Annotated in this window: 22 protein-coding genes and 1 pseudogene; 5 read left to right on the forward strand and 18 right to left on the reverse strand. The window is 68.7% G+C overall.

Annotation, left to right across the window (positions count from 1 at the left end):
* Positions 1-29: 29 nt before the first annotated feature.
* Entirely contained in the window at positions 30-1148 is a 1119-nt protein-coding gene (locus Q9R47_RS02895) for a phosphotransferase (protein WP_311231698.1), read from the reverse strand.
* Between the two features lie 100 nt (positions 1149-1248).
* Here Q9R47_RS02895 and Q9R47_RS02900 point away from each other — a divergent pair, with 100 nt between their 5' ends.
* The 3 genes from Q9R47_RS02900 (at position 1249) to rsmA (ending at position 6003) form a co-directional block, all read left to right on the forward strand.
* Positions 1249-3744, forward strand: a complete 2496-nt coding sequence (locus Q9R47_RS02900) for an LPS-assembly protein LptD (protein WP_311231699.1) — start codon at positions 1249-1251, stop codon at positions 3742-3744.
* A gap of 64 nt (positions 3745-3808) precedes the next feature.
* A complete protein-coding gene (locus tag Q9R47_RS02905; RefSeq protein ID WP_311231700.1) occupies positions 3809-5245 on the forward strand; it encodes a peptidylprolyl isomerase in 1437 nt (478 codons plus the stop codon).
* Positions 5242-6003, forward strand: a complete 762-nt coding sequence (gene rsmA, locus Q9R47_RS02910; RefSeq protein ID WP_311231701.1) for a 16S rRNA (adenine(1518)-N(6)/adenine(1519)-N(6))-dimethyltransferase RsmA — start codon at positions 5242-5244, stop codon at positions 6001-6003. The genes Q9R47_RS02905 and rsmA overlap by 4 nt, the downstream gene beginning before the upstream one ends.
* A 188-nt stretch (positions 6004-6191) precedes the next feature.
* On the opposite strand, the gene Q9R47_RS02915 is transcribed toward rsmA, so the two are convergent.
* From Q9R47_RS02915 to Q9R47_RS02990, 16 genes and pseudogenes are all read right to left on the reverse strand, one after another.
* Entirely contained in the window at positions 6192-6413 is a 222-nt protein-coding gene (locus tag Q9R47_RS02915) for a hypothetical protein (protein ID WP_311231702.1), read from the reverse strand.
* Complete coding sequence (locus tag Q9R47_RS02920; protein WP_311231703.1) at positions 6392-6817, reverse strand: barstar family protein; 426 nt, start codon at positions 6815-6817, stop codon at positions 6392-6394. The genes Q9R47_RS02915 and Q9R47_RS02920 overlap by 22 nt, the downstream gene beginning before the upstream one ends.
* Before the next feature lie 141 nt (positions 6818-6958).
* Positions 6959-7363, reverse strand: a complete 405-nt coding sequence (locus tag Q9R47_RS02925; RefSeq protein WP_311231704.1) for a ribonuclease — start codon at positions 7361-7363, stop codon at positions 6959-6961.
* A gap of 155 nt (positions 7364-7518) precedes the next feature.
* Complete coding sequence (locus Q9R47_RS02930; RefSeq protein WP_311231705.1) at positions 7519-9831, reverse strand: NADP-dependent malic enzyme; 2313 nt, start codon at positions 9829-9831, stop codon at positions 7519-7521.
* 183 nt (positions 9832-10014) lie between these two features.
* Positions 10015-10424: pseudogene (locus Q9R47_RS02935) on the reverse strand (MlrC C-terminal domain-containing protein); the annotation flags it as partial.
* 72 nt (positions 10425-10496) lie between these two features.
* Positions 10497-10694 carry a type I restriction-modification system subunit M N-terminal domain-containing protein gene (locus Q9R47_RS02940; protein ID WP_311231706.1) on the reverse strand — a complete coding sequence of 66 codons (198 nt, stop codon included), beginning with the start codon at positions 10692-10694 and terminating at the stop codon, positions 10497-10499.
* A complete protein-coding gene (locus Q9R47_RS02945; protein ID WP_311231707.1) occupies positions 10691-11119 on the reverse strand; it encodes a hypothetical protein in 429 nt (142 codons plus the stop codon). Before Q9R47_RS02945 ends, Q9R47_RS02940 begins: the two co-directional genes overlap by 4 nt.
* Positions 11103-11726: a transcriptional regulator gene (locus Q9R47_RS02950; RefSeq protein WP_311231708.1), complete on the reverse strand. Its 624-nt coding sequence runs from the start codon at positions 11724-11726 to the stop codon at positions 11103-11105. The genes Q9R47_RS02945 and Q9R47_RS02950 overlap by 17 nt, the downstream gene beginning before the upstream one ends.
* Before the next feature lie 90 nt (positions 11727-11816).
* Positions 11817-12176: a DUF4357 domain-containing protein gene (locus Q9R47_RS02955; protein WP_311231709.1), complete on the reverse strand. Its 360-nt coding sequence runs from the start codon at positions 12174-12176 to the stop codon at positions 11817-11819.
* A 559-nt stretch (positions 12177-12735) separates the two neighbouring features.
* Positions 12736-14205: a M81 family metallopeptidase gene (locus tag Q9R47_RS02960; protein WP_311231902.1), complete on the reverse strand. Its 1470-nt coding sequence runs from the start codon at positions 14203-14205 to the stop codon at positions 12736-12738.
* 2 nt (positions 14206-14207) lie between these two features.
* The gene (locus Q9R47_RS02965; RefSeq protein WP_311231710.1) at positions 14208-15461 is read right to left on the reverse strand and encodes a Zn-dependent hydrolase; all 1254 of its coding nucleotides are present in this window, start codon (positions 15459-15461) and stop codon (positions 14208-14210) included.
* Positions 15462-15497: 36 nt separating this feature from the next.
* Positions 15498-16205 (reverse strand): ABC transporter ATP-binding protein, encoded by a 708-nt coding sequence (locus Q9R47_RS02970; RefSeq protein WP_311231711.1) that lies wholly within the window; start codon positions 16203-16205, stop codon positions 15498-15500.
* A complete protein-coding gene (locus Q9R47_RS02975) occupies positions 16202-16978 on the reverse strand; it encodes an ABC transporter ATP-binding protein (RefSeq protein ID WP_026433535.1) in 777 nt (258 codons plus the stop codon). Before Q9R47_RS02975 ends, Q9R47_RS02970 begins: the two co-directional genes overlap by 4 nt.
* Positions 16975-17970, reverse strand: coding sequence for a branched-chain amino acid ABC transporter permease (locus Q9R47_RS02980; protein WP_311231712.1), 996 nt, complete (start codon positions 17968-17970; stop codon positions 16975-16977). The genes Q9R47_RS02975 and Q9R47_RS02980 overlap by 4 nt, the downstream gene beginning before the upstream one ends.
* An 8-nt stretch (positions 17971-17978) precedes the next feature.
* The gene (locus tag Q9R47_RS02985; RefSeq protein ID WP_107130699.1) at positions 17979-18839 is read right to left on the reverse strand and encodes a branched-chain amino acid ABC transporter permease; all 861 of its coding nucleotides are present in this window, start codon (positions 18837-18839) and stop codon (positions 17979-17981) included.
* Positions 18840-18918: 79 nt separating this feature from the next.
* On the reverse strand, positions 18919-20124 hold the full coding sequence (locus Q9R47_RS02990) for an ABC transporter substrate-binding protein (RefSeq protein ID WP_311231713.1): 1206 nt from the start codon (positions 20122-20124) through the stop codon (positions 18919-18921).
* Positions 20125-20368: 244 nt separating this feature from the next.
* Here Q9R47_RS02990 and Q9R47_RS02995 point away from each other — a divergent pair, with 244 nt between their 5' ends.
* Positions 20369-21181 carry a FadR/GntR family transcriptional regulator gene (locus Q9R47_RS02995; RefSeq protein ID WP_311231714.1) on the forward strand — a complete coding sequence of 271 codons (813 nt, stop codon included), beginning with the start codon at positions 20369-20371 and terminating at the stop codon, positions 21179-21181.
* 7 nt (positions 21182-21188) lie between these two features.
* Here Q9R47_RS02995 and Q9R47_RS03000 read toward each other — a convergent pair whose 3' ends face one another.
* Positions 21189-22262: a diguanylate cyclase gene (locus Q9R47_RS03000; RefSeq protein ID WP_311231715.1), complete on the reverse strand. Its 1074-nt coding sequence runs from the start codon at positions 22260-22262 to the stop codon at positions 21189-21191.
* A 362-nt stretch (positions 22263-22624) separates the two neighbouring features.
* Here Q9R47_RS03000 and Q9R47_RS03005 point away from each other — a divergent pair, with 362 nt between their 5' ends.
* The gene (locus Q9R47_RS03005) at positions 22625-23089 is read left to right on the forward strand and encodes an OmpA family protein (protein ID WP_311231716.1); all 465 of its coding nucleotides are present in this window, start codon (positions 22625-22627) and stop codon (positions 23087-23089) included.
* The last annotated feature ends 7 nt before the right edge of the window (positions 23090-23096 follow it).

A 23096-nucleotide genomic window follows, 5' to 3' on the forward strand; every position in this document is an offset into this window, starting at 1 on the left:
TTGCTCAAAAGGGGGAAGGGGGCTTGGGTTCAGACGCGGCCGAAGGCGTACCCCGTCGGCGCCTCGGTGCCTTCGATCGCATCGATCAGCCGCAGCAGCGGCACGAGCTCGCGGTAGCGGCCGGCCGTGGCGCGGATGTAGGCGATGAACCGGGGCGTATCGGCAAGGTAGCGCGGCTTGCCGTCGCGCAGCGTGAGCCGCGCGAAGATGCCGGCCACCTTCAGGTGGCGCTGCAAGCCCATCCATTCGACCGCGCGGTAGAACGATCCGAAATCGTCGCCCCATCCGGAGGCGCTGCCGGCGCCGAGAATGCCCGCACGCCGGGCCCGTTCCCAGTAACGCACGGTAATGTCGATGACGAAATCCTCATCCCAGCTGATGAAGGCATCACGCAGCAGGCTGGCGATGTCGTAGGTGACGGGGCCCTGCACCGCGTCCTGGAAGTCGAGCACGCCCAGCGGCGCGCCGGCCTCGCGCGGCACCATCAGGTTGCGCATCATGAAGTCGCGGTGCACGTACACGGTGGGGGCCGCGAGGTTGTCCGCCACGATCGCATCAAAGGCCCGGGACAGCGCGGACTGCTGGGCATCCGTCAGCGCCACGCCGCGGTGCCGCGCCAGGTACCAGTCCGGGAACAGCGCCAGTTCGCGGCGCAGCAAGGCCCCGTCGTAGGGCGGCAGCGTGTCCGGCCGCGAGGCCTGCTGCCACTGCAGCAGCACGTCGACGGCCTGCAGGTACCAGGCATGCGCGTCGGCAGGGCGCGCCGGGTCCAGGCGTTCGATGACGGTCTGGCTGCCGAGGTCGGACAGCAGCATGAAGCCGTTCGTCTCGTCCCAGGCGAGGATGTCCGGCACGTTCAGGCCCGCCTCGGCCATCAGCCGCCCGACGTGCACGAAGGGCCGGCAGTCCTCCTTGTCCGGCGGGGCGTCCATGACGATGCGGCTGGCGCCGTCCGTGCCGTCGATGCGCAGGTAACGGCGGAAGCTCGCGTCGGCGGAGGCGGGGCGCAGGCTGGCGGGCAGCAGGCCGTGCGCCGAGGCCAGGGGCGCGAGCCAGGCATCGAAGGCGGCATGGCGCGCGGCGTCGGGCCATGCAACGGGCGGGACTCCGGCATCGGTGGCCGGGGAGGTGGGGCGGGGGTGGCTCATGGATAATCCGATTTTACAAACCCGGCCCCTCCGGTCCGGGTGGCCTGCTGCGCCCGCCTTCTTCGTTCCGCCTGGCTGCGCCGCCGACCCGGTTGAATCCATGGACCTTCCTTCCTTGCCCGATCCTCTCCGACCGACGCATTCCCTCCCGCGTGCCCGCCGCAGCCGCCCCGCCGAGCCGCCCCGGTTCGAGCGCCGGCTGCTCGCGCGCCTGGCCGCCTGGATGGTCTGCGGACTGCCGCTGGCGGCCTTCGCGCAGGCCGAGTCCGATCCCGCCCCGGCCCCCGGCACTCCCGCATCCGCCGCGGCCACCGCCGTCGACGCGGGGCCCGCCCTGCGCGCCAGCCCGCTGCTGCAGGACCGCATACCCGAGGCGGTGCGCCCGCAGTTGCCGATCTTCGTGCGCGGCGACCGCGTGTCTGGCCAGCCCGACATCAACGCCACCGTGGAAGGCAATGCCGAGCTGCGGCGCGGCGACACCATCATCCACGCCGACCGGCTCGACTACGAGGTGCCCGAAGACCTCGCCAAGGCGCGCGGCAACGTGCGCATCAACCGCGCGGGCAACGTCTACGAGGGCTCGCAGCTGGAGCTGCGGGTGGATGCGTTCTCGGGCTTCTTCGACGACGCCAGCTACCGCTTCCTCGCGAACGGCGCCTATGGCGACGCGAGCCGCGTGGACTTCATCGACCGCGACCGCGCCGTCGTCCGCGACGCCACCTACACCACCTGCCAGAGGAACGACGAATCCACCTGGCGCCCGGCGTGGATCGTGCGCGCCAAGACGATCCGGCTCGACACCGCCGAGGAAGTGGGCACGGCCGAGGGCGGCGTGCTCGAATTCCTGGGCGTGCCCGTGCTGCCGGTGCCCGGCAGCTTCACGTTCCCGCTGTCGGACAAGCGCAAGTCCGGCCTGCTGCCGCCCACCATGGGCATCGACAGCGTGAGCGGCGCCGTCTATTCGCAGCCCTACTACTGGAACATCGCGCCCAACCGCGACGCCACCATCACCCCCACGGTGATGGCCAAGCGCGGCGTGAGCCTGGGCGGCGAGTTCCGCTACCTGGAGCCCACCTACAGCGGCGAGGTGCGCGGCGAGTACATGCCGTCCGACCGGCTGCGCGACCGCGACCGCTGGGGCCTGGGCCTCAAGCACCGGGGCACCATCGACACCGGCATCGGAGCCATCGGCCTGAACGTCGACGTGAACCGCGTGAGCGACGACAACTACTGGCGCGACTTCTCCACCCGCACCAACGGCGGCGTCAACCAGCTCACGCAGCGCTTGCTGCCGGCGGACGCCTCGCTGACCTGGGGGCGCAACGACATGTCGCTGAGCCTGCGCACCCTGCGCTGGCAGACCCTGCAGGACGTGAACGCGCCCATCGTGCCGCCCTACGACCGCATGCCGCAGATCCACTGGGGCTACACGCCCTCGCAGCTGCCCGGCGGCTTCGACGGCAGCGTGGAGGCGGACTACACCAACTTCCATGCCGACCGTGCGCTGACGGGCCAGCCCAATGCCCGCCGCACCTACGCCATGGCGCAGTTCAGCCGGCCGTTCCTGGCGCCGGCCGGCTTCCTGACGCCGCGCGTGCAGTTCCACGCCACGCAGTACGACTTCGACAGCAGCCTGGTCGCCACCGGCCGCAACACCGCCTCGCGCGTGCTGCCCACCTTCAGCCTGGACAGCGGCCTCGTGTTCGAGCGCGACGCGCGGTACTTCGGCCGCAATTTCGTGCAGACCCTGGAGCCGCGCGCCTTCTACACCTACACGCCCTACCGCGATCAGAGCATGATCCCGGTGTACGACACGGCGGCGAACGACTTCAACTTCGCCACCATCTACACCGAGAACGGCTACAGCGGCAACGACCGCATCGCCGACAACAACCTGCTCACCCTGGGCGTGACCACGCGCCTGCTCGACCCCGACACCGGCGGCGAGGCGGCGCGCTTCGGCATCGCCCAGCGCGTGCGGTTCAGCGACCAGAAGGTGGTGATGCCGGGCGAATCGCCCGTGAGCGAGCGCCTCTCCGACGTGCTGCTGGGCGCCGGCATCAACTGGACGCGCCAGTGGGGCTTCGACTCCACCGTGCAGTACAACCCCAAGACGGAGCGCTCGATCCGCACCACGATCGGCGCGCGCTACAACCCGGGCGACTACCGCACCGTGAGCGCCGCGTACCGCCTGCAGCGCGGCACCAGCGAGCAGATCGACGTGGGCTGGCAGTGGCCCATCAACGACCTCTGGGGCGACAAGGGCCGCGACCTCGGCCCGGGCCGCGGCCAGGGCGGCGGGCGCTGGTATTCGGTGGGCCGCCTCAACTACAGCCTGCAGGACCGCAAGCTCGTGGACACCGTGGTCGGCTTCGAATACGACAGCTGCTGCTGGATCGGCCGCGTGGTGCTTGAACGCCTGCAGAGCAGCGTGACCACGGCGACGACGCGGCTGCTGTTCCAGATCGAATTCGTGGGCTTCTCGCGGCTGTCGCTGGGCTCCGACCCGATCCAGACCCTCAAGCAGAACATCCCGCGCTACCAGTACCTGCGCGAGCAGGTGACGCCGCCCAGCCGGTTCACGAACTACGACTGACGCAATGCAACGGAACGCGCCGACCGATCCGCCGCTCCAACCGACCCGATTCCGACGATTTCCCATGAACCATCGAGCACTCCTCCTGGGCCTGGCGGGCATTGCCTCCGCCATCGTTTCCTTCGCGCCGGCCGGCGCCGGCGCGCAGGGGCTGCGCTCGCCGGGCGGCGGCGGGCTGTCGGCCCCGGCCTCCGGGCCCTCGCTGCGCACCGCGCCGCGGATCACGCTGCCCGACCCGGGGCCCTCGGCGGGCGGTGCGTCCGCCGCGCGGCAGGCCGACTTCATCGTCGCCGTGGTGAACACCGAGCCGATCACCAACAACGAGGTGCAGGGCCGCCTCGCGCGCGTGGAGCACCAGCTGGCGACCCAGGGCGGCGAGCGGCCCCCGCGGCAGGTGCTGGCGCGCGAGGTGCTGGAGCGGCTCATCAACGAGAAGATCCAGGTGCAGATGGCGGAGGAATACGGCATCAAGGTCGATGACTACGCGGTCTCGCAGGCCGAGCAGTCGGTGGCGCGCCAGAACAGCGTGACCATCGAGGAGATGCACCGCCGGCTGGCGGCGGACGGCATCAGCCCCGAGCGCTTCCGCGTCGAGCTGCGCAACCAGCTGCTGATCCAGCGGCTGCGCGAGCGCGACGTCGAATCGCGCGTGCGCGTGAGTGACATCGAGGTCGACCAGTACATGCGCGAGCAGCAGCAGTCCGGCGTCACCGACCCGTCCAAGTATGAACTGAACCTGGGCCACATCCTGGTCACCGTGCCGGAGAACGCCACGCCCGAGGTGGTCGAGCAGCGCCGCCAGCGCGCGCAGCAGGCGGCCGACCGCGTGCGGGCCGGCGAGGACTTCGCCAAGGTGGCGCGTGAGTTCTCCGACGCCTCCGAAGCGTCCGCCGGCGGCGAACTGGGCCTGCGCGTGGCCGACCGCTACCCGGACCTCTTCCTGCGCGCCACGCAGCAGGTGGCGGTGGGCGGCATCGCCGGCCCGGTGCGCTCGCCCGCGGGCTTCCACGTGCTGCGGGTGATCGAGCGCTCGCGCGTGGGCATTCCTTCCTCGGCCCTGCAGACCCACGTGCGCCACATCCTGCTGCGCACCGGCCCGCAACTGACCGAATCCGCCGCCGCCGAACGCCTCGCCGAATACCGCCGCCGCATCCTGTCGGGCCAGGCCGACTTCGCCACGCTCGCGCGCGAACATTCCCAGGACGGCAGCGCCAAGCAGGGCGGCGACCTGGGCTGGGCGGGCCCGGGCCGCTACGTGCCCGAGTTCGAGCAGGCCGTCGAAGCGCTCAAGCCCGAGGAGATCAGCCAGCCCGTGGTGTCGCGCTTCGGCGTGCACTTGATCCAGCTGCTGGAGCGCCGCGAGGCCAAGCTCACGCAGCGCGAGCAGCGCGACGCGGTGCGCGACACCGTGCGCGAGAAGAAGCTCGAGGAAGCGTTCACCAACTGGGCCCAGGAGGCCCGCGCCCGCGCGTACGTGGAATACCGCGAACCGCCCCAATGAAGCACATCCCGCGCAAGCGCTTCGGCCAGCACTTCCTGTCCGACCAGGCCATCATCGATGCCATCGTGCGCGCGATCGCGCCCGTGCCGGGCGAGCCGATGGTGGAGATCGGCCCCGGACTCGCCGCGCTCACGCAGCCGCTCGTCGAGCGCCTGGGGCGCCTCACCGTGGTGGAGCTGGACCGCGACCTCGCGCAGCGGCTGCGCGCGCACGGCCAGCTCGACGTGATCGAATCCGACGTGCTGAAGGTGGACTTCACCGCGGTCGCCGCGCGCCTGGGCGTGGCGAAGGTGCGCGTCGTGGGCAACCTGCCCTACAACATCTCCACGCCCATCCTCTTCCACCTGCTGGAGCACGTGCAGGCGATCGAGGACCAGCACTTCATGCTGCAGAAGGAAGTCATCGACCGCATGGTGGCGGCACCCGCCACCGCGGCCTACGGGCGCCTTTCGGTCATGCTGCAGTGGCGCTACGCGATGGAGGACGTGCTGTTCGTGCCGCCCGAGAGCTTCGACCCGCCCCCGCGCGTGGACAGCGCCGTGGTGCGCATGGTGCCCCGCGCCGAGCCCGCCGCCGTGCAGCCCGCGCTGCTGGAAGAACTCGTGCAGGTGGCCTTCAGCCAGCGCCGCAAGCTGCTGCGCCACACCCTGGGCCGCTGGCTCGAGGCACGCCAGTTCGCCGGCACCTTCGACACCCAGCGCCGCGCCGAGGAAGTGCCCGTGGCCGACTACGTGGCCCTGGCGCAAGCGTGCGTTTGAAGGTCTGTTCCATTCCATCTCACCCCGCAGCAAGATGCCGTCACTGCGCTTGAGACTGGCGCGGCCAGGCCAGCAGCAGCCGCGCAAGGGCCGCCCCGCCGCGCTGGCTGCGTCCCCCTTCCCGTAGCGCGCAGCGCGTAGAGAGAAGTGGGAAGGCGCGTCGGCGCCTCAGGGGGTAGTGCCGAATCCTAGGCCGCCGCCAGCCAGTAGCCCGAATTGAACGGGCTGCTCATGCGCAGCGCCAGCGGCGACACGTCCACCAGCTTGTCGGTGGGCATCTTCTCCGAGCCCGGAGCGAGCGTGATGGCGATGGGCTCGGCGGCGGCGACCTTCTTCCTGTCGTTAGCCTCGTTCGCCCGTTCTGCCTGGCCGTGGGATGCAGAACGGGCTACAGAAAAGAATAGAAGCACCGGAACGCGATCTTGCGCTCGGCCCAGTAGTCCGCCGCCTCGCGGAAGATGTCCAGCAGCTGCTCGCGCGCTTCCTTGTCGAACTTCACGGTGGTGGGGATCTGCTCGAGCACCACGATGAAGCCGGGCTGCGGGCCCGACTTGTGCAGCGGATCGGTCATGCAGTCGTACAGCGCGTCGAAATTCTTGCCGAAATGCGCCGGGAACATGAACTGGCTGGCGATCAGCTCGAGCACGTCCTGCTTGGTCAGGGCATGCGCGAGATTGGCGTACAGGAAGTGCTGGCCCAGCGCCTGGGCGGAGGCCTGCAGGTCCTGCACGCGGAAGGCGCGGATCGACTGCACGATGTTGGGGCGTACACCGCGCAGGGAATTGTCCTGGTCGGTACGAAGTGGCTTTTCCATCTCCGCTGCTCTTTCTTTATGTAGTCACCAATGAGGGATATCGTCGCAAGCCGCCCTGGGGCACGGCTTCTCAGGAAGGGAGTCGGCGGGAACGGGATCGTTCAGTGCACCGGCTTCCCGCCCGGACGGGCCCGGAGCCCGTCATTCCACGATCTTCCGAAAGCTCGCGTAGTGGTCGCTGGTGTAGTAGCAGGCATCCGGCGTGCGCGGAGGGCCGCCGCATACGATCCGCCGCGCACCACGGTCGCGAGCTCCCGGCGTCCTGACGGTGTATTCCCGGTAGTAACCGCGCTGGTGGGCGGGCAACAGGCGTTCCCGGTTGCCAAAGACGGTGCCGTCCTTGTCGTGGGGGAATGGGCCGCCTTCACGGATGAGGCCGAAGGTGGCGCGTCCTTGCGGGGGGAGCTCGGCCAGTGCGATGGTGTCGGGTCCGCCCGGGGACGGAACGTTCCGGGCGTTCCCCGCGGCGGGGGCCAGAACGAACGCGGCGCCCAGAGCGCATGCAATACCTGCCTTGTACGCCCGGATGGCGATGGCCTTGAGCATCAACTACACCTTTCAGAAACTACGGGTTTACCCGAAATTTCGAGCCAATAGTGTGACTTAAAGGCCCCCAAAAAGCAAGCGCCTGCCCAATAAACAGGCAGGCGCTGCAAGGTTTCCGAAGAAGAGTAAGTGAGTGCTTGCTAGGCTGCAGGCATTCAGCGCGCCGCGTTGGCGTCCGCGACGGTGAGCGCCGTCATGTTCACGATGCGGCGCACCGTGGCGCTGGCCGTGAGGATGTGCACCGGCTCCGAGGCACCCAGCAGCACCGGACCGATCGCGATGCCGCCGCCGGCCGCCGTCTTCAGCAGGTTGTAGGAGATGTTGGCCGCGTCGATGTTCGGCAGCACCAGCAGGTTGGCGCTGCCAGCCAGCGTGCTGTGCGGCATGACCTGGGTGCGCAGTGCCGCGTCCAGCGCGACGTCGCCGTGCATCTCGCCGTCCACTTCCAGCCAGGGGGCCTGCACGCGCAGCAGCTCCAGCGTCTGGCGCATCTTCACGGCGCTGGGCTGGTTGCTGGAGCCGAAGTTGGAGTGCGACAGCAGCGCGGCCTTGGGCTTGATGCCGAAGCGCATCATCTCCTCGGCCGCCATCACGGTGATCTCCGCCAGCTGCTCGGCCGTCGGGTCGTAGTTGACGTGCGTGTCCACCAGGAACACCTGGCGGTCGGGCAGCAGCAGGCCGTTCATGCAGGCGTAGGTGTTCACGCCGGCGCGCTTGCCGATCACCTGGTCGATGTAGTTCAGGTGGTGCGCGGTGTGGCCCCAGGTGCCGCAGATCATGCCGTCCACTTCGCCCTTGTGCAGCAGCATCGAGGCGATCAGCGCCAGGCGGCGGCGCATCTCGATCTTGGCGATGGGCACGGTGATGCCCTTGCGCTCGGTCATGCGGTGGTAGGTCTGCCAGAAGTCGCGGTAGCGGTGGTCGTTCTCGACGTTCACCACGTCGTAGTCCACGCCTTCCTTCAGGCGCAGGCCGAACTTCTCGACGCGCTGGGCGATGATGGCCGGGCGGCCGATCAGGGTGGGGCGGGCGATCTTCTCGTCCACCACGATCTGCGCGGCGCGCAGCACGCGCTCTTCCTCGCCCTCGGCGTAGGCCACGCGCTTCTTCGCGGCCGCCTTGGCGGCGTTGACGATCGGCTTCATCATCGTGCCGGAGGCATAGACGAAGGTCTGCAGGTGGTCGCGGTAGGCGTCCATGTCGGCGATCGGGCGCTGGGCCACGCCGCTGTCGGCGGCGGCCTGGGCCACGGCCGGCGCGATCTTGATCATCAGCCGCGGGTCGAACGGCTTGGGGATCAGGTATTCGGGGCCGAAGGCCAGCGGCTCGCCCACGTAGGCGGCGGCCACCACTTCGCTCTGCTCGGCCTGGGCCAGCTCGGCGATCGCATGCACCGCGGCGATCTCCATCTCCAGCGTGATCGTCGTCGCGCCGCAATCGAGCGCGCCGCGGAAGATGTACGGGAAGCACAGGACGTTGTTGACCTGGTTCGGGTAGTCCGTGCGGCCGGTGGCCATCACCACGTCGCCGCGCACGGCGTGGGCGTCTTCGGGCGTGATTTCCGGGTTGGGGTTGGCCAGCGCGAAGATGACCGGGCGCGCGGCCATCTTGGCCACCATGGCGGGCTTGAGCACGCCGCCGGCCGACAGGCCCAGGAACACGTCGGCGCCGTCGATCACTTCCGACAGCGTGCGGGCGTCGGTCTTCTGGGCGAACTGGATCTTGTCCTCGTCCATCAGCTCGGTGCGGCCCTCGTAGACCACGCCGGCCAGGTCGGTGACGAACACGTTCTCGCGCTTCAGGCCCACCTTCAGCAGCAGGTTCAGGCAGGCGAGGGCGGCGGCACCGGCGCCGGAGGCCACCAGGCGCACGGAGCCGATGTCCTTGTTCACCACCTTCAGGGCGTTGAGCATGGCGGCGGCCACCGTGATCGCGGTGCCGTGCTGGTCATCGTGGAAGACGGGAATGTTCAGGCGCTTGCGCAGCTCGCGCTCCACGTAGAAGCACTCGGGCGCCTTGATGTCTTCGAGGTTGATCGCGCCGAAGGTGGGCTCCAGGGCGGCGATGACCTCGACCAGCTTGGCCGGGTCCTTCTCGTTGATCTCGATGTCGAACACGTCGACGCCGGCGAACTTCTTGAAGAGGACGCCCTTGCCCTCCATGACGGGCTTGGAGGCCAGCGCACCGATGTCGCCCAGGCCGAGCACGGCCGTGCCGTTGGAGATCACGCCCACCAGGTTGCCGCGCGCGGTGTAGCGGAAGGCGGCGGCCGGGTCCTTGACGATCTCCTCGCAGGGAGCGGCCACGCCGGGCGAGTACGCCAGTGCCAGATCGTGCTGGTTGACCATCTGTTTGGTGGCCGCGATGGCGATCTTCCCCGGCTTCGGAAACTCGTGGTACTCGAGGGCAGCCTGGCGCAGCAGGGCGCGTTTGTCGGGCGTGGCGTTGACCGGGGGGGTATCGGACATCAAGGGGTCTCCAGCTCTGTGAGGGCTGCCGGACCTCGCCACAGGAGCAGGCGCTCCAGGACGGGACGGCGTTTTAGGGTGTGAGATTGTAGTCAGCCTGCCGTAGAAACCCTGGTACGCAATTCTGCTTAACCAGGGTGAAGCACCCGTGACCTGGAGATGGCCTTTGCTGAGTCGGCGTTTTCAGGCCGTATCCAGCGGAAACACCGGCCGCCGCACGTTCCTGAAAGGGAACAGCGCGTAGTTGGAACTCGTCACCCCGGTGGGGCTGTCGCATTCCACCAGCGCATGCGAGAGCGGCACGAACACCGGCCGGCAGTACATGCGCGACTTGAGCAGCACGAAGCCACTGGCTCCTTGGCCACGCCGAGCTGGGTGAGCGGCACCTTGTTGCCCAGGCGCACGGTGGTGTGGGCGCCAATGCCGGCCGCCATCAGTTCGTTCATGGAGTCGCAGGTGCCGCCGGACATGCAGTTGTCGCTGTGGTCCAGCAGCAGCACCGGGCGGTCCGCGCCATCGGCCAGGGCCTGGGCGCGCCGCAGGGACGCGGCTAGCGGCTCGCTGTCCTAGACGAATTCCGCGCGCTCGGCCCAGCGTGCCTTTCTCTTGTCCCAGCCTTTCCAGCGCATGGCGGTAGTGGTCAAACAGCTCGTCGCCATCCTTGGCTAGTAGCGAGGCCAGGCGTATTCAGCAGTAACGATGCTGGGCTGGTTGTACGGTGGCTGCGAGCGCTCGTCAGCCATCTTCAGGAACAGCAGATAGGTCAACTGCTCCACATAGTCGCCATAGCTCATGCCGTCGTCACGCAGCACGTTGCAGTAGTTCCAGAGCTTCTGGACGAGGGAGTGGGTGGTCGCGTTCATGCGGATGTGATGGGCGGCAAGGCGCCAAGCTTGTCTGCCACCTGTTTGCAGGCCGTGATCAGGTCGGTGACGAGCCGTGTATCGACTTCGAGCATGCCTTCGTACTCGCCCAGGTTGCGGGCGTCATGGCACTTGGACAACACGCGCCACACCTCGGGGCCCAGGCCCAGCGTGTGGGGCAGCAGCTGAAAAACAATGAATCGGTTGGCCGAGCGGTAGCCATGCCAGCGCAGCGCTGCAAGGCACAGCGCGTGCGCAGCGTTGTAGGCCAGGTCAAACTGGCTTTCGAGGGCCAGGTCTGGCTTTTGGGCGTCTTGCAGGCGGGCCAGTCCCATGCGCTGCAGGCCTGCAAATTCAGGCGCATCGGGTGGCTCTGCACGCAGGGCCTTGCCTGGCCCGGCCAGGTTGTCAAAGGGTGAGGTCATCAGGTCCTCCTATCAACCAGATCTTGGGTTGTGCCATGACGCGCGACACAAAAGCGCCACCTTCCCGCAGCCGCTTGGCAAAGTCTTGTGGCGTAAAAATGTTGGGATTGACCTCGCGCCCCAACTGCGCGCTCAAGTCTTGCAGCGCCAGAATGGTGTCGCCATAGGTCAGGGTGTCGCTTACCAGCAGCAGGTCAATATCGCTGCGTGCCGTGTCTTGCTGCTTGGCGATGGAGCCATACACGAACGCCACCTTGATTTGTGCCGCCAGCGGCGCCAACGCAGCGCGCAAGGGCTCGGCCATGCCCACCGTCTTGCGCACCAGGCTGCACAGCTCTTCGTAGATGGGTGAATCCGGGTTGGCCTGGTAGTGCCTCTGGTTGCCCACCGGTTTGACCGTGACCAAGCCACTTTGGGCCAAGCGCGCCAGCTCCCGCTGCACCGCCCCCGAGCCCACGCCTGCCAGGTTGATCAATTCGGTGGCGTAGAAGCTGCGATCCGGCTGACCGAACAGCAGGCCCAGCACGCGCCGCTGCGTGCCAGAAAACAGAGCACCCGCCAAGCTGGTGCTGCGTGTTTCTGTGGTGCTTGCTGGTTTTGTACCCATTTTGGGCATTTTAATACCCAAAATGGGTTTTCGAAGAAGTGAAGTGCAGGAATAGAGCTACAAGGGTAGGTTCTTGGGAAAAAATGGCCTCTACCGCCCGTCTATCAATCGCAAGCAGCTATCAAAGTTGTAGTGAATTGATGACTCCGCCGCTTCGGCCTCTTGCAGTTCTTTCAGCGTGCGTCCATCCGCCGCCTTCCATTCAATGCGCCCATTGGCACTGCGGCCCAGCACCACGGCGGCGGCCGTGCTGGGCGAGCTAAAGCTGTAGTCCTGCGTGAACTGGTAGAGCCCGCCCTGCAGGCCCAGCACGCCATTGCCAATCAGCTCCAGCCGCAGGTCATACATGCCGCGCACATGCAGCGCCATGCTGGGCACAGTGTCTGCCACCGCCTGCGAACCCGCCCGCACCACAAAACCCTGGCTGGCCTCGTAGCCCGTGGCCTGCACACCCTTGCCCTTGCAGGTGAGCAGCGGGCTGGCCTTGGCTGCCGGTGCTGGGGCGCCTGCTCAAACGCATGCACCCCCAGCACCGGCAACATGCCCAGCATGTGGCTCAAAAAGACTTCCATGTCGGCCCGGTCGGCTTCGCTCAGAGATGGCTCGGCGGGCTGGTTGGCGTTGTCCAGCGGCAGGCGCTTGGCACCGCGAGCGGAGGGAGAAAGGGCATTGGCCTCCGGCGTCATCCTCTATCTCCTTGCGGTCCATTCTAGAAGCGGGCAGTACCAATTTGCCCAATATGACTGAAGACCGAAGGAAGGCCTGCGCAACGCACGCATGAGTGTGCTTAAGCGCTGAACCCGTGGATTTACATAGCGACCGAAGCCTGCTTCTTCGCAGTTCGCGTCCATACAGCTGCCGATCGACTGCCCACTTGGCCACTCTTGGGCATCACGCCCCTGGCGCTGAACAGATCGTTAGGAATTTCCCGCGCCGCGTTCGCTTCGCCGTTGCTACCAAGCCCAGGCTGTGCTGATTTATGTGACGTCTCGCACCCCCGGCCCGTTTCTCAAGCCGCATCCAGCGGAAAAACTGGCCGCCGCACGTTCCTGAACGGAAACAGCGCGTAGTTGGAACTCGTCACCCCGGTGGGGCTGTCGCATTCCACCAGCGCATGCGAGAGCGGCACGAACACCGGCCGGCAGTACATGCGCGACTTGAGCAGCACGAAGCGGTGGGCCTTGGGGTCCATGCCCACGCAGGAGAAGACGCCCAGGTCCCACGGTTCGTGGGTGCGCTCGGTGACCACGATGCGCGCCTTGCCCGTGTCGAACAGCACCGTGCGGCCCATGGCGCAGCGCTGGCCGGTGTAGATGGGGCCGGTGACGGTGTATTCGCCGTCGCTGATGGCCACCACGGTGCCTTCGACGGCCACCGGCTCCTTGGCCACGCCGAGCTGGGTGAGCGGCACCTTGTTGCCCAGGCGCACGGTGGTGCGGGCGCCCACGCCTGCCGCGATCAGTTCGGCGACGGCCTCGGGGTCGCACAGCGGGCCCACGGCGATGTCTTCCAGGCCTTCGGCCAGCGCGGCCTGCAGCACGTCCATGGAGTCGCAGGTGCCGCCGGACATGCAGTTGTCGCTGTGGTCCAGCAGCAGCACCGGGCGGTCCGCGCCTGCGGCCAGCGCCTGGGCGCGCCGCAGGGAGGCGTCCAGCGGTTCGCTGTCGTAGACGAATTCCGCGCGCTCGTCCCAGATGGCGGCGGCGATGCGGTCGGCGGCAGCCTGGGCCGGCGCGGGGTCGTCGGCATCGGCGGTGACGACCACGCTCATGCAGGGCGCCTCGATGTCGGCGAGCGAGAAGCCCGCGAACACCGTGGCGGCGGGAACGCCTTCGGCCTCGGCCGCGCGCGCCGCGTCCACAGCGCGCAGCATCGCGCCCTGCAGCGTGGTGCTGCGCAGCGTGTGGCCCATCATGGGCAATGGATGCCAGCGCACGGTATAGCGCGCCCGGCCCTGCAGCATGTCCAGCAGCAGGCGGCCGGCGTGTTCGCCGGTTTCGTACATGTCGATGTGCGGATAGGTCTTGAAGCCCACCATCACGTCGGCGTGGGCGACCATCTTGGGCGTGATGTTGCCGTGCAGGTCCAGCGCCACGGCCACGGGCACGCCCGGCGCGGCGGCGCGCACGCGCTCCAGCAGGTCGCCTTCGCCGTCGGGGCTGTTCTCGGCCACCATGGCGCCGTGCAGGTCCAGCAGGATGGCGTCGCAGCCGGGCGCGGCCTCCACGATGCGGCGGGTGAGTTCGTCGTAGGCGGCGGCATGCACCGGGCCGCTGGGGTTGGCCATGGCCGACACGGGCGTCACCATCTCGGCGCCCAGGCTGCGGGCCAGGTTGATGAAGGCCGCCATGGCGGTGCGCATGCCGAGGTTGTCCTGCAGCGCCTCCTGCCCGTAGCGGGGCGAGAAGGCTTCCAGCGGCGTGGGCACCGGCGAGAAGGTATTGGTCTCGTGGTTGAGCCGCGCGATCAGGAACTTCATCGTCATGCCGCCACCCCCGCGCTGCGCAGCATGGCGTGCAGCAGCACGTTGCAGCCGGCCTCCAGGTGTTCAGGCTCCGCGTCTTCGATCTCGTTGTGGCTGATGCCGTCCGCGCACGGCACGAAGACCATGGCCGTGGGCGCCAGGCGTGCGAGGTACACGGCATCGTGCCCGGCGCCGCTCACCACGTCCATGGCGCTGTAGCCCAGCGCGGCCGCGTCGGCGCGCACGCCTTCGACCAGTTCGGGGGTGAAGGGCTGCGGCGGGAAGTACACCACCTGCTCCACCGCCATCGGCGTGCGGCGGGCCGTGCCGATGCGCTCGCAGGCCGCGCGCAGGGCGGCGTCCATCTGCAGCAGCACCGCGTCGTCGGCGGCGCGCAGGTCCACCGTCATGCGCACGCTGCCAGGGATCACGTTGCGCGAACTCGGGAACACCTCCAGCACGCCCACGGTGCCGCGCGCGTGCGGCGCATGCGCCAGGGCGATGCGGTTCACTTCTTCCACCAGGGCGCTCGCCGCCAGCAGCGCGTCGCGGCGCAGGTCCATGGGCGTCGGGCCCGCGTGGGCTTCCATGCCCTGCACGGTCACGTCGTACCAGCGCTGGCCGAGGGCGCCCTGGACCACGCCGATCACGCAGTGGTTGGCCTCCAGCACCGGCCCCTGTTCGATGTGCGCCTCGAAATACGCGCCCACCGCGGGCGTGGGGCCGGCCTCGCCGGCATAGCCGATGGCGGCGAGCGCCTCGGCCACGCTGGTGCCCTGGCCGTCGCGCTGCGCCAGCGCATGCTCCAGCGTGAAGGCGCCGGCGAACACGCCCGAGCCCATCATCACGGGCACGAAGCGCGAGCCTTCTTCGTTGGTCCACACCGCGACCTCGATCGGGGCCTCGGTCTCGATGCCCGCGTCGTTCAGGCTGCGCACCACCTCCAGGCCAGCCAGCACGCCGTAATTGCCGTCGAACTTGCCGCCGGTGGGCTGGGTGTCGATGTGGCTGCCGGTCATCACGGGCGGCAGGGCGTCGTCGCGCCCGGCTCGGCGCGCGAAGATGTTGCCGATGGCGTCGATGCGCACGCTGCAGCCGGCCTCGCGCGCCCAGCGCACGAACAGGTCGCGGCCTTCGCCGTCCAGCGCGGTGAGCGCCAGCCGGCACACGCCGCCCTTCGGCGTGGCGCCGATGCGCGCCAGGTCCATCAGCGATTGCCACAGCCGCGCGCCGTTCACGCGGGCCTGCAGCGCAGGGGGGGAAGTCTTCATGTCCACGGTGGGTGATCCTGAATGGGGTTCGGGGGGTCAGGCCAGGCCTACGCCCAGGTAGCGGTCCTTGGTCGCTTCGTCGGCCAGGAAGTCGGCGTTGCGGGCCTCGTGCACGACGGCGCCCTGCTCGATGATGTAGTGGCGGTCGGCCAGCTGGGTGCAGACCTCGAGGTTCTGCTCCACGAGCAGGATGGCCACGCCCGCGGCCTTGATGGCCTGCAGCTGCGACACGATCTCCTCGACGATCACGGGCGCCAGGCCTTCCACGGGCTCGTCCAGCATGAGCAGGCGCGGCGCGTTCATCAGCGCGCGGCCGATGGCCAGCATCTGCTGCTCGCCGCCCGAGAGCTGCCCGCCGCCGTTGGTGCGGCGCTCCTTCAGGCGCGGGAAGATGCGGTAGATGTCGGCCAGCTGCCAGGGCGACTGCCTGCGCTGGCCCAGCAGCAGGTTCTCTTCCACCGTGAGCAGCCGGAAGATGCCGCGGTGCTCGGGCACCAGGCACACGCCGCGCTGCGCGATGCGGTGCGCGGGCAGGCCCTGCACGTCTTCGCCGCGGAAGCGCACGCGCCCTGCGCTCGGCTGCACCACGCCGCAGATGCTCTTGAGCGTGGTGGTCTTGCCCGCGCCGTTGCGCCCGAGCAGCGTGACCAGTTCGCCGTCGTCCACGTGCAGGCCGACGCCCTGCAGCACGTGGCTCTTGCCGTAGTGGGCGTGCAGCCCCTCGATCTGCAGGATGCTCGTCATGCCTTGCCTCCGGTGATCATGTTGCCCAGATAGGCGCTGCGCACGCGTTCGTCGCTGCGGATCGCGTGCGGATGGCCTTCGGCCAGCACGCGGCCCTGCTGCATGACGGTGACGGTGTCGGAGATGTCCATCACGATGTTCATGTTGTGCTCGATGAGCACCACGGTGTGCTCGTCCTTCAGGCCCTGGATCAGCCGCTTCATGTCGTCCAGGTCGTCGATGCCCATGCCCGAGGTGGGCTCGTCCAGGAAGATCGCCTTCGGGCCCGCGGCCAGCGCCATGCCCACTTCCAGCCGGCGTTGCTGGCCGTGCGAGAGGTTGCCGACGGGCGTGTCGGCATGGCGCTCCAGGCCCAGCCGCGCCAGCACGCGCGCCACCACGTCGGCGCGGGAGCGGGCGCCGACGGGCGCGCTCCAGCAGTTGAGGGCCTGTGCGGGCGCCGTGCCCTGCGCGGCCAGCCGCAGGTTCTCGCGCACCGGCAGCGTGAGGAACAGGCTGGTCACCTGGAACGAGCGCGCCATGCCGCGCTGCACGCGGCGATGGTCCGGCTCGCGCGTCACGTCGTGGCCGTCGAACACGATGCGCCCGCCGCTCACCGCCTTGGTGCCGGTGAGCATGTGGAACAGCGTGGTCTTGCCCGCGCCGTTGGGGCCGATCACCGAATGCACGGTGTTCGCGCGCACCTTGAGGTCCACGCCCGAAAGCGCGGCGAACTTGTCGTAGCGCTTCTCGACGCCGATGGCTTCCAGCAGGATGGGGGATGCCGTGCTCATGCTTTGTCTCCCGTGCCGGCAGGGGTGGCGTCCGCGGGGTGCTTCGCGCCGCGCAGGCGGTCCCAGGCCGATTCGAACAGGCCCCAGAGGCCGCGCTGCATCCCTAAGCTGACGACCATCAGCACCACGCCCAGCAGCAGCAGCCAGCGCGGCCAGAGGGTGGAGAGCCAGTCGCCCACGATCAGGTAGAAGGCCGAGCCCAGCAGCGAGGCCAGCAGGTTGCCGGTGCCGCCGATCACGGTCATCACGAGGATCATCTCGCTCGTGTGGTATTCGGCGCTCGCCAGCGGGGCGATGCCGGTCATCATGGCGTGCAGCGCGCCGGCCAGGCCGGTGACGGCGCCGGAGATCACGAACGCCTGCAGCTTCAGCAGCCGGAGGTCGTAGCCGATGGCGCCCGCGCGCTCCTCGTTGTCGCGCACGGCCAGCAGGGTGCGGCCGAACACCGAGGCCGATACCTTCTGCAGCAGCCAGAAGGCCACCAGGAACACCACGGCGACGAAACCGTAGTACTGCCAGGGCGAGGCGAGCGGCCAGAGCGTGAACCCGCCCACGGCCAGCGAGGGGCGGGGGATGTCCATCAGGCCGTTGTCGCCGCCCGTGAGGCCGGGCATCGAGTAGGCGAGGAAGTAGAACATCTGCGCGAAGGCGAGCGTCAGCATCACGAAGTAGGTGCCGCGCTGGCGGATGGCGACCCAGCCCACCAGCGCCGCGCCCACCGCACCCGCCACCACGGCGAGCGCCAGGGCCAGCGGCATCGGCAGGGGCCAGCGCGTGAGCGTGAGGGCGATGGTGTAGCTGCCCAGCCCGAAGAAGATGCCCTGCCCGAAGGAGAGCAGCCCCGTGTGCCCCAGCAGCAGGTTGCAGCCCATGGCCGCGAGGCCGTAGATCAGCACTTCGCTGGCCAGGGACCCGGACTGCATGGTGAGCGGCATCGCCAGCACGAAGGCCAGCGCCAGCAGCAGATGGAAGTGTTTGCGCAAGATCGTCATGGCGGTGTTCATCCTTTGCGGCCCAGCAGGCCATGCGGGCGCAGCAGCAGCACGGCGGCCATGGCGACGTAGATCATCAGGCGCGCGCCCTCGGGCCACACGGTGCTCATCACGCTCTGCACGATGCCGATCAGGAGGCCCCCGACCAGCGCGCCGCCGAAGCTGCCCATGCCGCCCACCACCACGACCACGAAGGCCACGCCCAGCGCCTCGATGCCCATGAAGGGTTCTGCGCCGCGGATGGGCGCCGCCAGCACGCCCGCGATGGCGGCGGTGGCCGCGCCGAGCGCGAACACCAGGCTGAAGATGCGGAACACGTTGATGCCCAGCAGCGAGACCATCTCGGTCGATTCGCTGCCCGCGCGCACCGCGCTGCCCAGGCGCGTGCCTTCGAGCACCCACCACAGGCCCACGGCCAGCACGGCGGTGAAGCCGATCACGAAGAGCCGGTACTTGGGATAGACGAAGCTGCCCCACATCACCACGCCCTGCAGCAGATCGGGCACGGCCACGCTGTCGCCCAGCGGCCCCCATTGCAGGATCACCAGTTCCTGCACGGCGAGCGCCAGGCCCACGGTGACGAGGATGTGGAACTCGTGCGGCTTGGCGTACACGTGGCGCAGCACCAGCTTTTCGGTGAGCCAGCCCAGGGCGCCCACCACCAGCGGCACCACCACCAGGGCGAGCCAGAAGCTCAGGCCCCAGCGCGTCATCTGGTAGCAGAAATACGCGCCCAGCAGGTAGAACGCGCCGTGCGCGAAGTTCACGAAGCGCAGCAGGCCGAACACGATGGACAGGCCCACGGCCAGCAGGAAGTACAGCATGCCGATGCCGATCCCGTTGATGACCTGTAGCAGGTAGATGCTCATGGAATGGAGGCAGGACGCAGGAAGGGAAAGGCCCCGGCACCGGAGTGCGGGGCGGGAAGGTGCGAAAGGTCGCGGCGGGTCAGCCGAGCTTGCAGCCGGTCTGGTCCACCGGCAGGAACGACTTGCCGGAGCTCACCACGTCCACGTAGTCGTCCTTGTTGGCCATCTTCGCCTTGGGCTTGCCCTTGAGCAGGTAGTAGTTCTTGAGCACCTGGTGGTCACCCTTGCGGACTTCTTCCTCGCCCGTGAGGCCCGCGTACTTCATGCCCTCCAGCGCGGCGACCACGGCCTTGGGCTCCACCGTGCCGGCCTTGATGATCCCGTCGATCAGCAGCTTGGTGCAGATGTACGAGCCCGCCAGGCTGTAGTTGGGGTTGGACTTGAACTTCTCCTGGCTGCGCTTGACCAGCTCCAGGTTCAGCGGGGCGTCCACGGTGTGCCAGTACTGCGCGCCGAAATAGATGCCGTCGCACAGGTCCGCGCCCAGCGATTCGAACTGCTCCAGCCCCGAGGCCCAGGCGATCAGGATGGTCATGTTCTTGTGCATGCCGAAGCTCACCGCCTGGCGCAGCGCGTCCGACGATTGCGAGCCGAAGTTCAGCAGCAGCAGCACGTCGGGCTTGGCGGCCATCGCGTTGGTGAGGTAGCCGCTGAACTCCTTCTCGGTGAGCGAGTGGTAGCTGTTGCCCACGTGCTCCAAGCCCTTTTCCTTGAAGACGTTCTTGGCCGCGGAGAGCAGGCCGTCGCCGAACACGTACTGCGGCGTGATGGTGTACCAGCGCTTGGCCTTCGGCAGCGCGTCGGCCAGCGGGCGCACGGTCTGCTCGATCGCGCCGAAGGTGGGCACCGACCAGCGGAACGTGGCGGGGTTGCAGTCCTTGCCGGTGATCTCGTCGGCGCCCGCGGTGGTGATGAAGATGCCGCCGGCCTTCTCGGCCTCCTTGCCCATGGCCAGCGATTCGGACGACAGGATGCCGCCGGCGAAGAAGCGCGTGCCCTGCTGCTGCGATGCCTCCTGCACCTTGCGCACCGCGGTGGCGGGCTTGCCCTCGGTATCGAGCACGGTGTAGGCCAGGGGGCGGCCCAGGGCCTTGCCGTACTGCTCGATCGCCAGCTTCATGCCGAGGTCGGCGAACTTGCCGTTCGCCGCGAAGGCCCCCGACATGGGCACGGGGCAGCCGAACTGGATCGCGCCGCTGGACTGCGCCCAGGCGCTGCGCGCGAGGCCGAGCGATGCGGGCAGCGCGGCCAGCGCGGAGAGTTGCAAGAGATGACGACGTTGCATGGGGGAAAGCTCCTGTGGGGGTGGAACCGGCCGGCCTGCGGGCCGGGGCAAGGCTTTTTTGCAAAGCACGCGGCGTGCCACGTATTGTTCCTATTTATAGTGATAAATAGAACAAATGCCGTGCACGTAAACCCTGCCTGCGCCACCGCTGCACGCCCATGGTGCATACACTGCACCACGGAGCCGACGGCCCGGTGCGCCTGCACCATGCCGAGCTCCACCCGTCTTCAACCCGCAACGCACCATGGCCACGAAACCGCCCGCCGGCAAGCCGATCAAGCCCCTCAAGCGCCCCGACCTGGTGGCGCAGGAGATCAAGCGGCTGATCACCGAGAAGAACCTGAGCCCCGGCGACCGCCTGCCGCGCGAGAGCGAGCTGCAGGCGCAGTTCGAGGTGAGCAAGGGCACCATCCGCGAGGCGCTCAAGTCGCTGGAGGTGCAGGGCCTGGTGACCATCTCCACGGGCCCCTCGGGCGGGGGCACCATCGCCGAGGTGTCGCTGGACCGCACGCTGCAGTTCCTGCAGAACTACCTGTTCTTCCAGGACGTGACGATCGACAACATCTACGCCGTGCGCCAGTTCCTGGAGCCGGAACTCGCGGCCGGCGCCGTGCCGCACCTGACGGAGGCCGATTTCGAGGCGCTGGAGCACAGCATCGCCTGCTGCGATCCCCACTCCAGCAGCGAAGACCTGCTCTCCCAGCGCCGGGAGGACGTGAACTTCCACGACATCCTGGCCGCCGCCAACCCGAACCCGTTCCTGCGCTTCGCCTGCGAGCTGATCAACGAAATGCTGCGCCAGCTCATCGTGTACGGCAACCGCACCCCGAAGTCGGAGCACCGGCGCTTCGGCGAGACCAATGCCCGGTTCCACCGCGAGATCGTGCAGGCGGCGCGGGCGCGCGACGCGGCGCTGGTGCGCGAGCTGATGGCGCGGCACATGCTGGACGCCGCGAGCAGCGTCCAGCGCATGAAGGGCCGCATCCAGGGCCGCCTGATCCTCGATGCCGAGACGCTGCGCGGACCCCGCTCGGTCCACCTGCGCAAGAAGGAATAGCGGCCCGTCAGGCGGTGGACTGCCGCCCGCCGGCCGTGCCGTGCACCGCCACCCGGTTGCGTCCCCGCACCTTGGCGTCGTAGAGCGCCTCGTCGGCGCAGGCCAGCAGCGCGAACGGCTGGCCGGCATGCTCCGGAAACGCGGCGACCCCGCAGGAGAGGGTGGCGGACAGCGACCCGGGGCCGTGGCGCACCCGCAGCGCCTCGAAGGCCCGGCGCAGCGTCTCGGCCCGCTCCCGGGCGACCGCGAGGGGCGTGTCCGGCAGCAGCAGCACGAATTCCTCGCCGCCATGCCGGCAGGCGAGGTCCTGCACGCGCACGTGGCGCTGCAGCAGCAGCGCGAGGGCCTGCAGCACGGCATCGCCCGCGGCATGGCCGTGGGTGTCGTTGATGCGCTTGAAGTGGTCGATGTCGATCATCAGCAGCGACAGGGGCAGGTCCTGGGCGCCGCAGTGCGCCATCCTTTCCGCGAGCGTGGCGTCGAGGTGGCGGCGGTTGTGCAGGCCGGTCAGCGGATCGCGCACGGCCTGTTCGCGGAGCTGGTCCTGCAGCAGGCGGATTTCCTCGAACTGCTCGCGCAGCCGGGCATTGCTCTTCTGCTGCTCCATCGCCCGCCGGTAGCTGGTGTGGGCGAACATGGTGAGGAACAGCGTGAGCGCCAGGATGCACAGCAGCGAGGTGGCCGTGTCGATGTCCGGGTGCAGCGGCCGGCCCCCGTACACCGCGAGCCCTGCCAGGAGCCCGCAGCCCATGGCGGCCATGAGGCGCAGCAGGCCCGGGTAGCCGTGGAACGCGACGACATTGATGCAGTTGCCGATGAACAGCGTGAAGGTGATCCAGACGGGCATGCCCAGCAGGCCCGCCCAGAGCCCTCCGAAGAGGTTGTCCACCACGATGTTGTGCATCTCCGCCTTCGCCTGCTGTGGCGAGCGGCGGGCCCGCCAGTAGGCGATCTGCGGGTAGACGAGGAACTGCGCCACCAGCACGGCCCAGGCCGCCGGGCCGGCGCCGGTGTGCAGGAAATGTGCTCCGAGCGCCAGGAACAGCAGGGCGTAGAAGAAGGTGCGGTTGCGGTGGTTCATCCGCACCAGCCAATGGACGGAGCGGCCCGGCGGGGAGGTTGGCGGCAAGGGCGCTGGCAGCGGAGGGGGCATCGGCGGCGGGAGGGGGGTCCGGGCGGGACCGCGGGGAAGGGCGCGTGGCGGGATAACTGGACAGTGAATGCCTGGTTATCGACAGTTTCCCGGAAAGCTGCAGTGTTGTCTTCCGCCGACTCCCGGACTTTCCGGAACGGCCGGCCGCTGCGCCGCCTTGCAATGGAGTGACAATCCGCGTTCCACGGCGTCCCGTGGTGCCGCATGCTCCGGGAGGGAGCCCCCGGTGCCGGTCCGCAGTGCCTTCTTCTTTCCATCCAGCCACGAAAACAGGTGAAACGATGCGTTCCATGCGTTCCTACAGTGCCCTCTTGAGCCTTCTCTGCAGCGCCGCGGTGCTCGGCGGATGCGCCGCCGGTGCGTCCGGCCAGGCGTCCGGCACCGCCGCCGAGGCCCCGCCCCCGGCCGCCGCCCCGGCAGCGGAGCCCGCGCCCGCCCCGGCGCCCGCTCCCGCCGCGCCCCGCGTGCCCGAGGACGGCACCGTGGCCGAGTTCTCCGGCACGGACACCGCCCTGCCGGCCGATGCCATGGCCCTGCTGGACGCGATGGCTGCCGACAAATCGGCCGCGTCCCAGCGCTGGGAGATCAAGGGCTACAGCGACCGCAAGACCGCGAAGAACGCGCGCGAGATCGCCCTGGCCCGCGCACTGGCGGTGCGCAAGGAACTGGTGGCACGCGGCATTCCTGCGCAGAACCTGCGCGTGATGTACAGCACCTCCGTGGCGCGCGAGGCGGTCACCGTCCTGCCACGGTGATTACTCC

The sequence above is a fragment of the Acidovorax sp. PRC11 genome (assembly GCF_031844105.1).
Lineage (GTDB): Bacteria > Pseudomonadota > Gammaproteobacteria > Burkholderiales > Burkholderiaceae_C > Paracidovorax.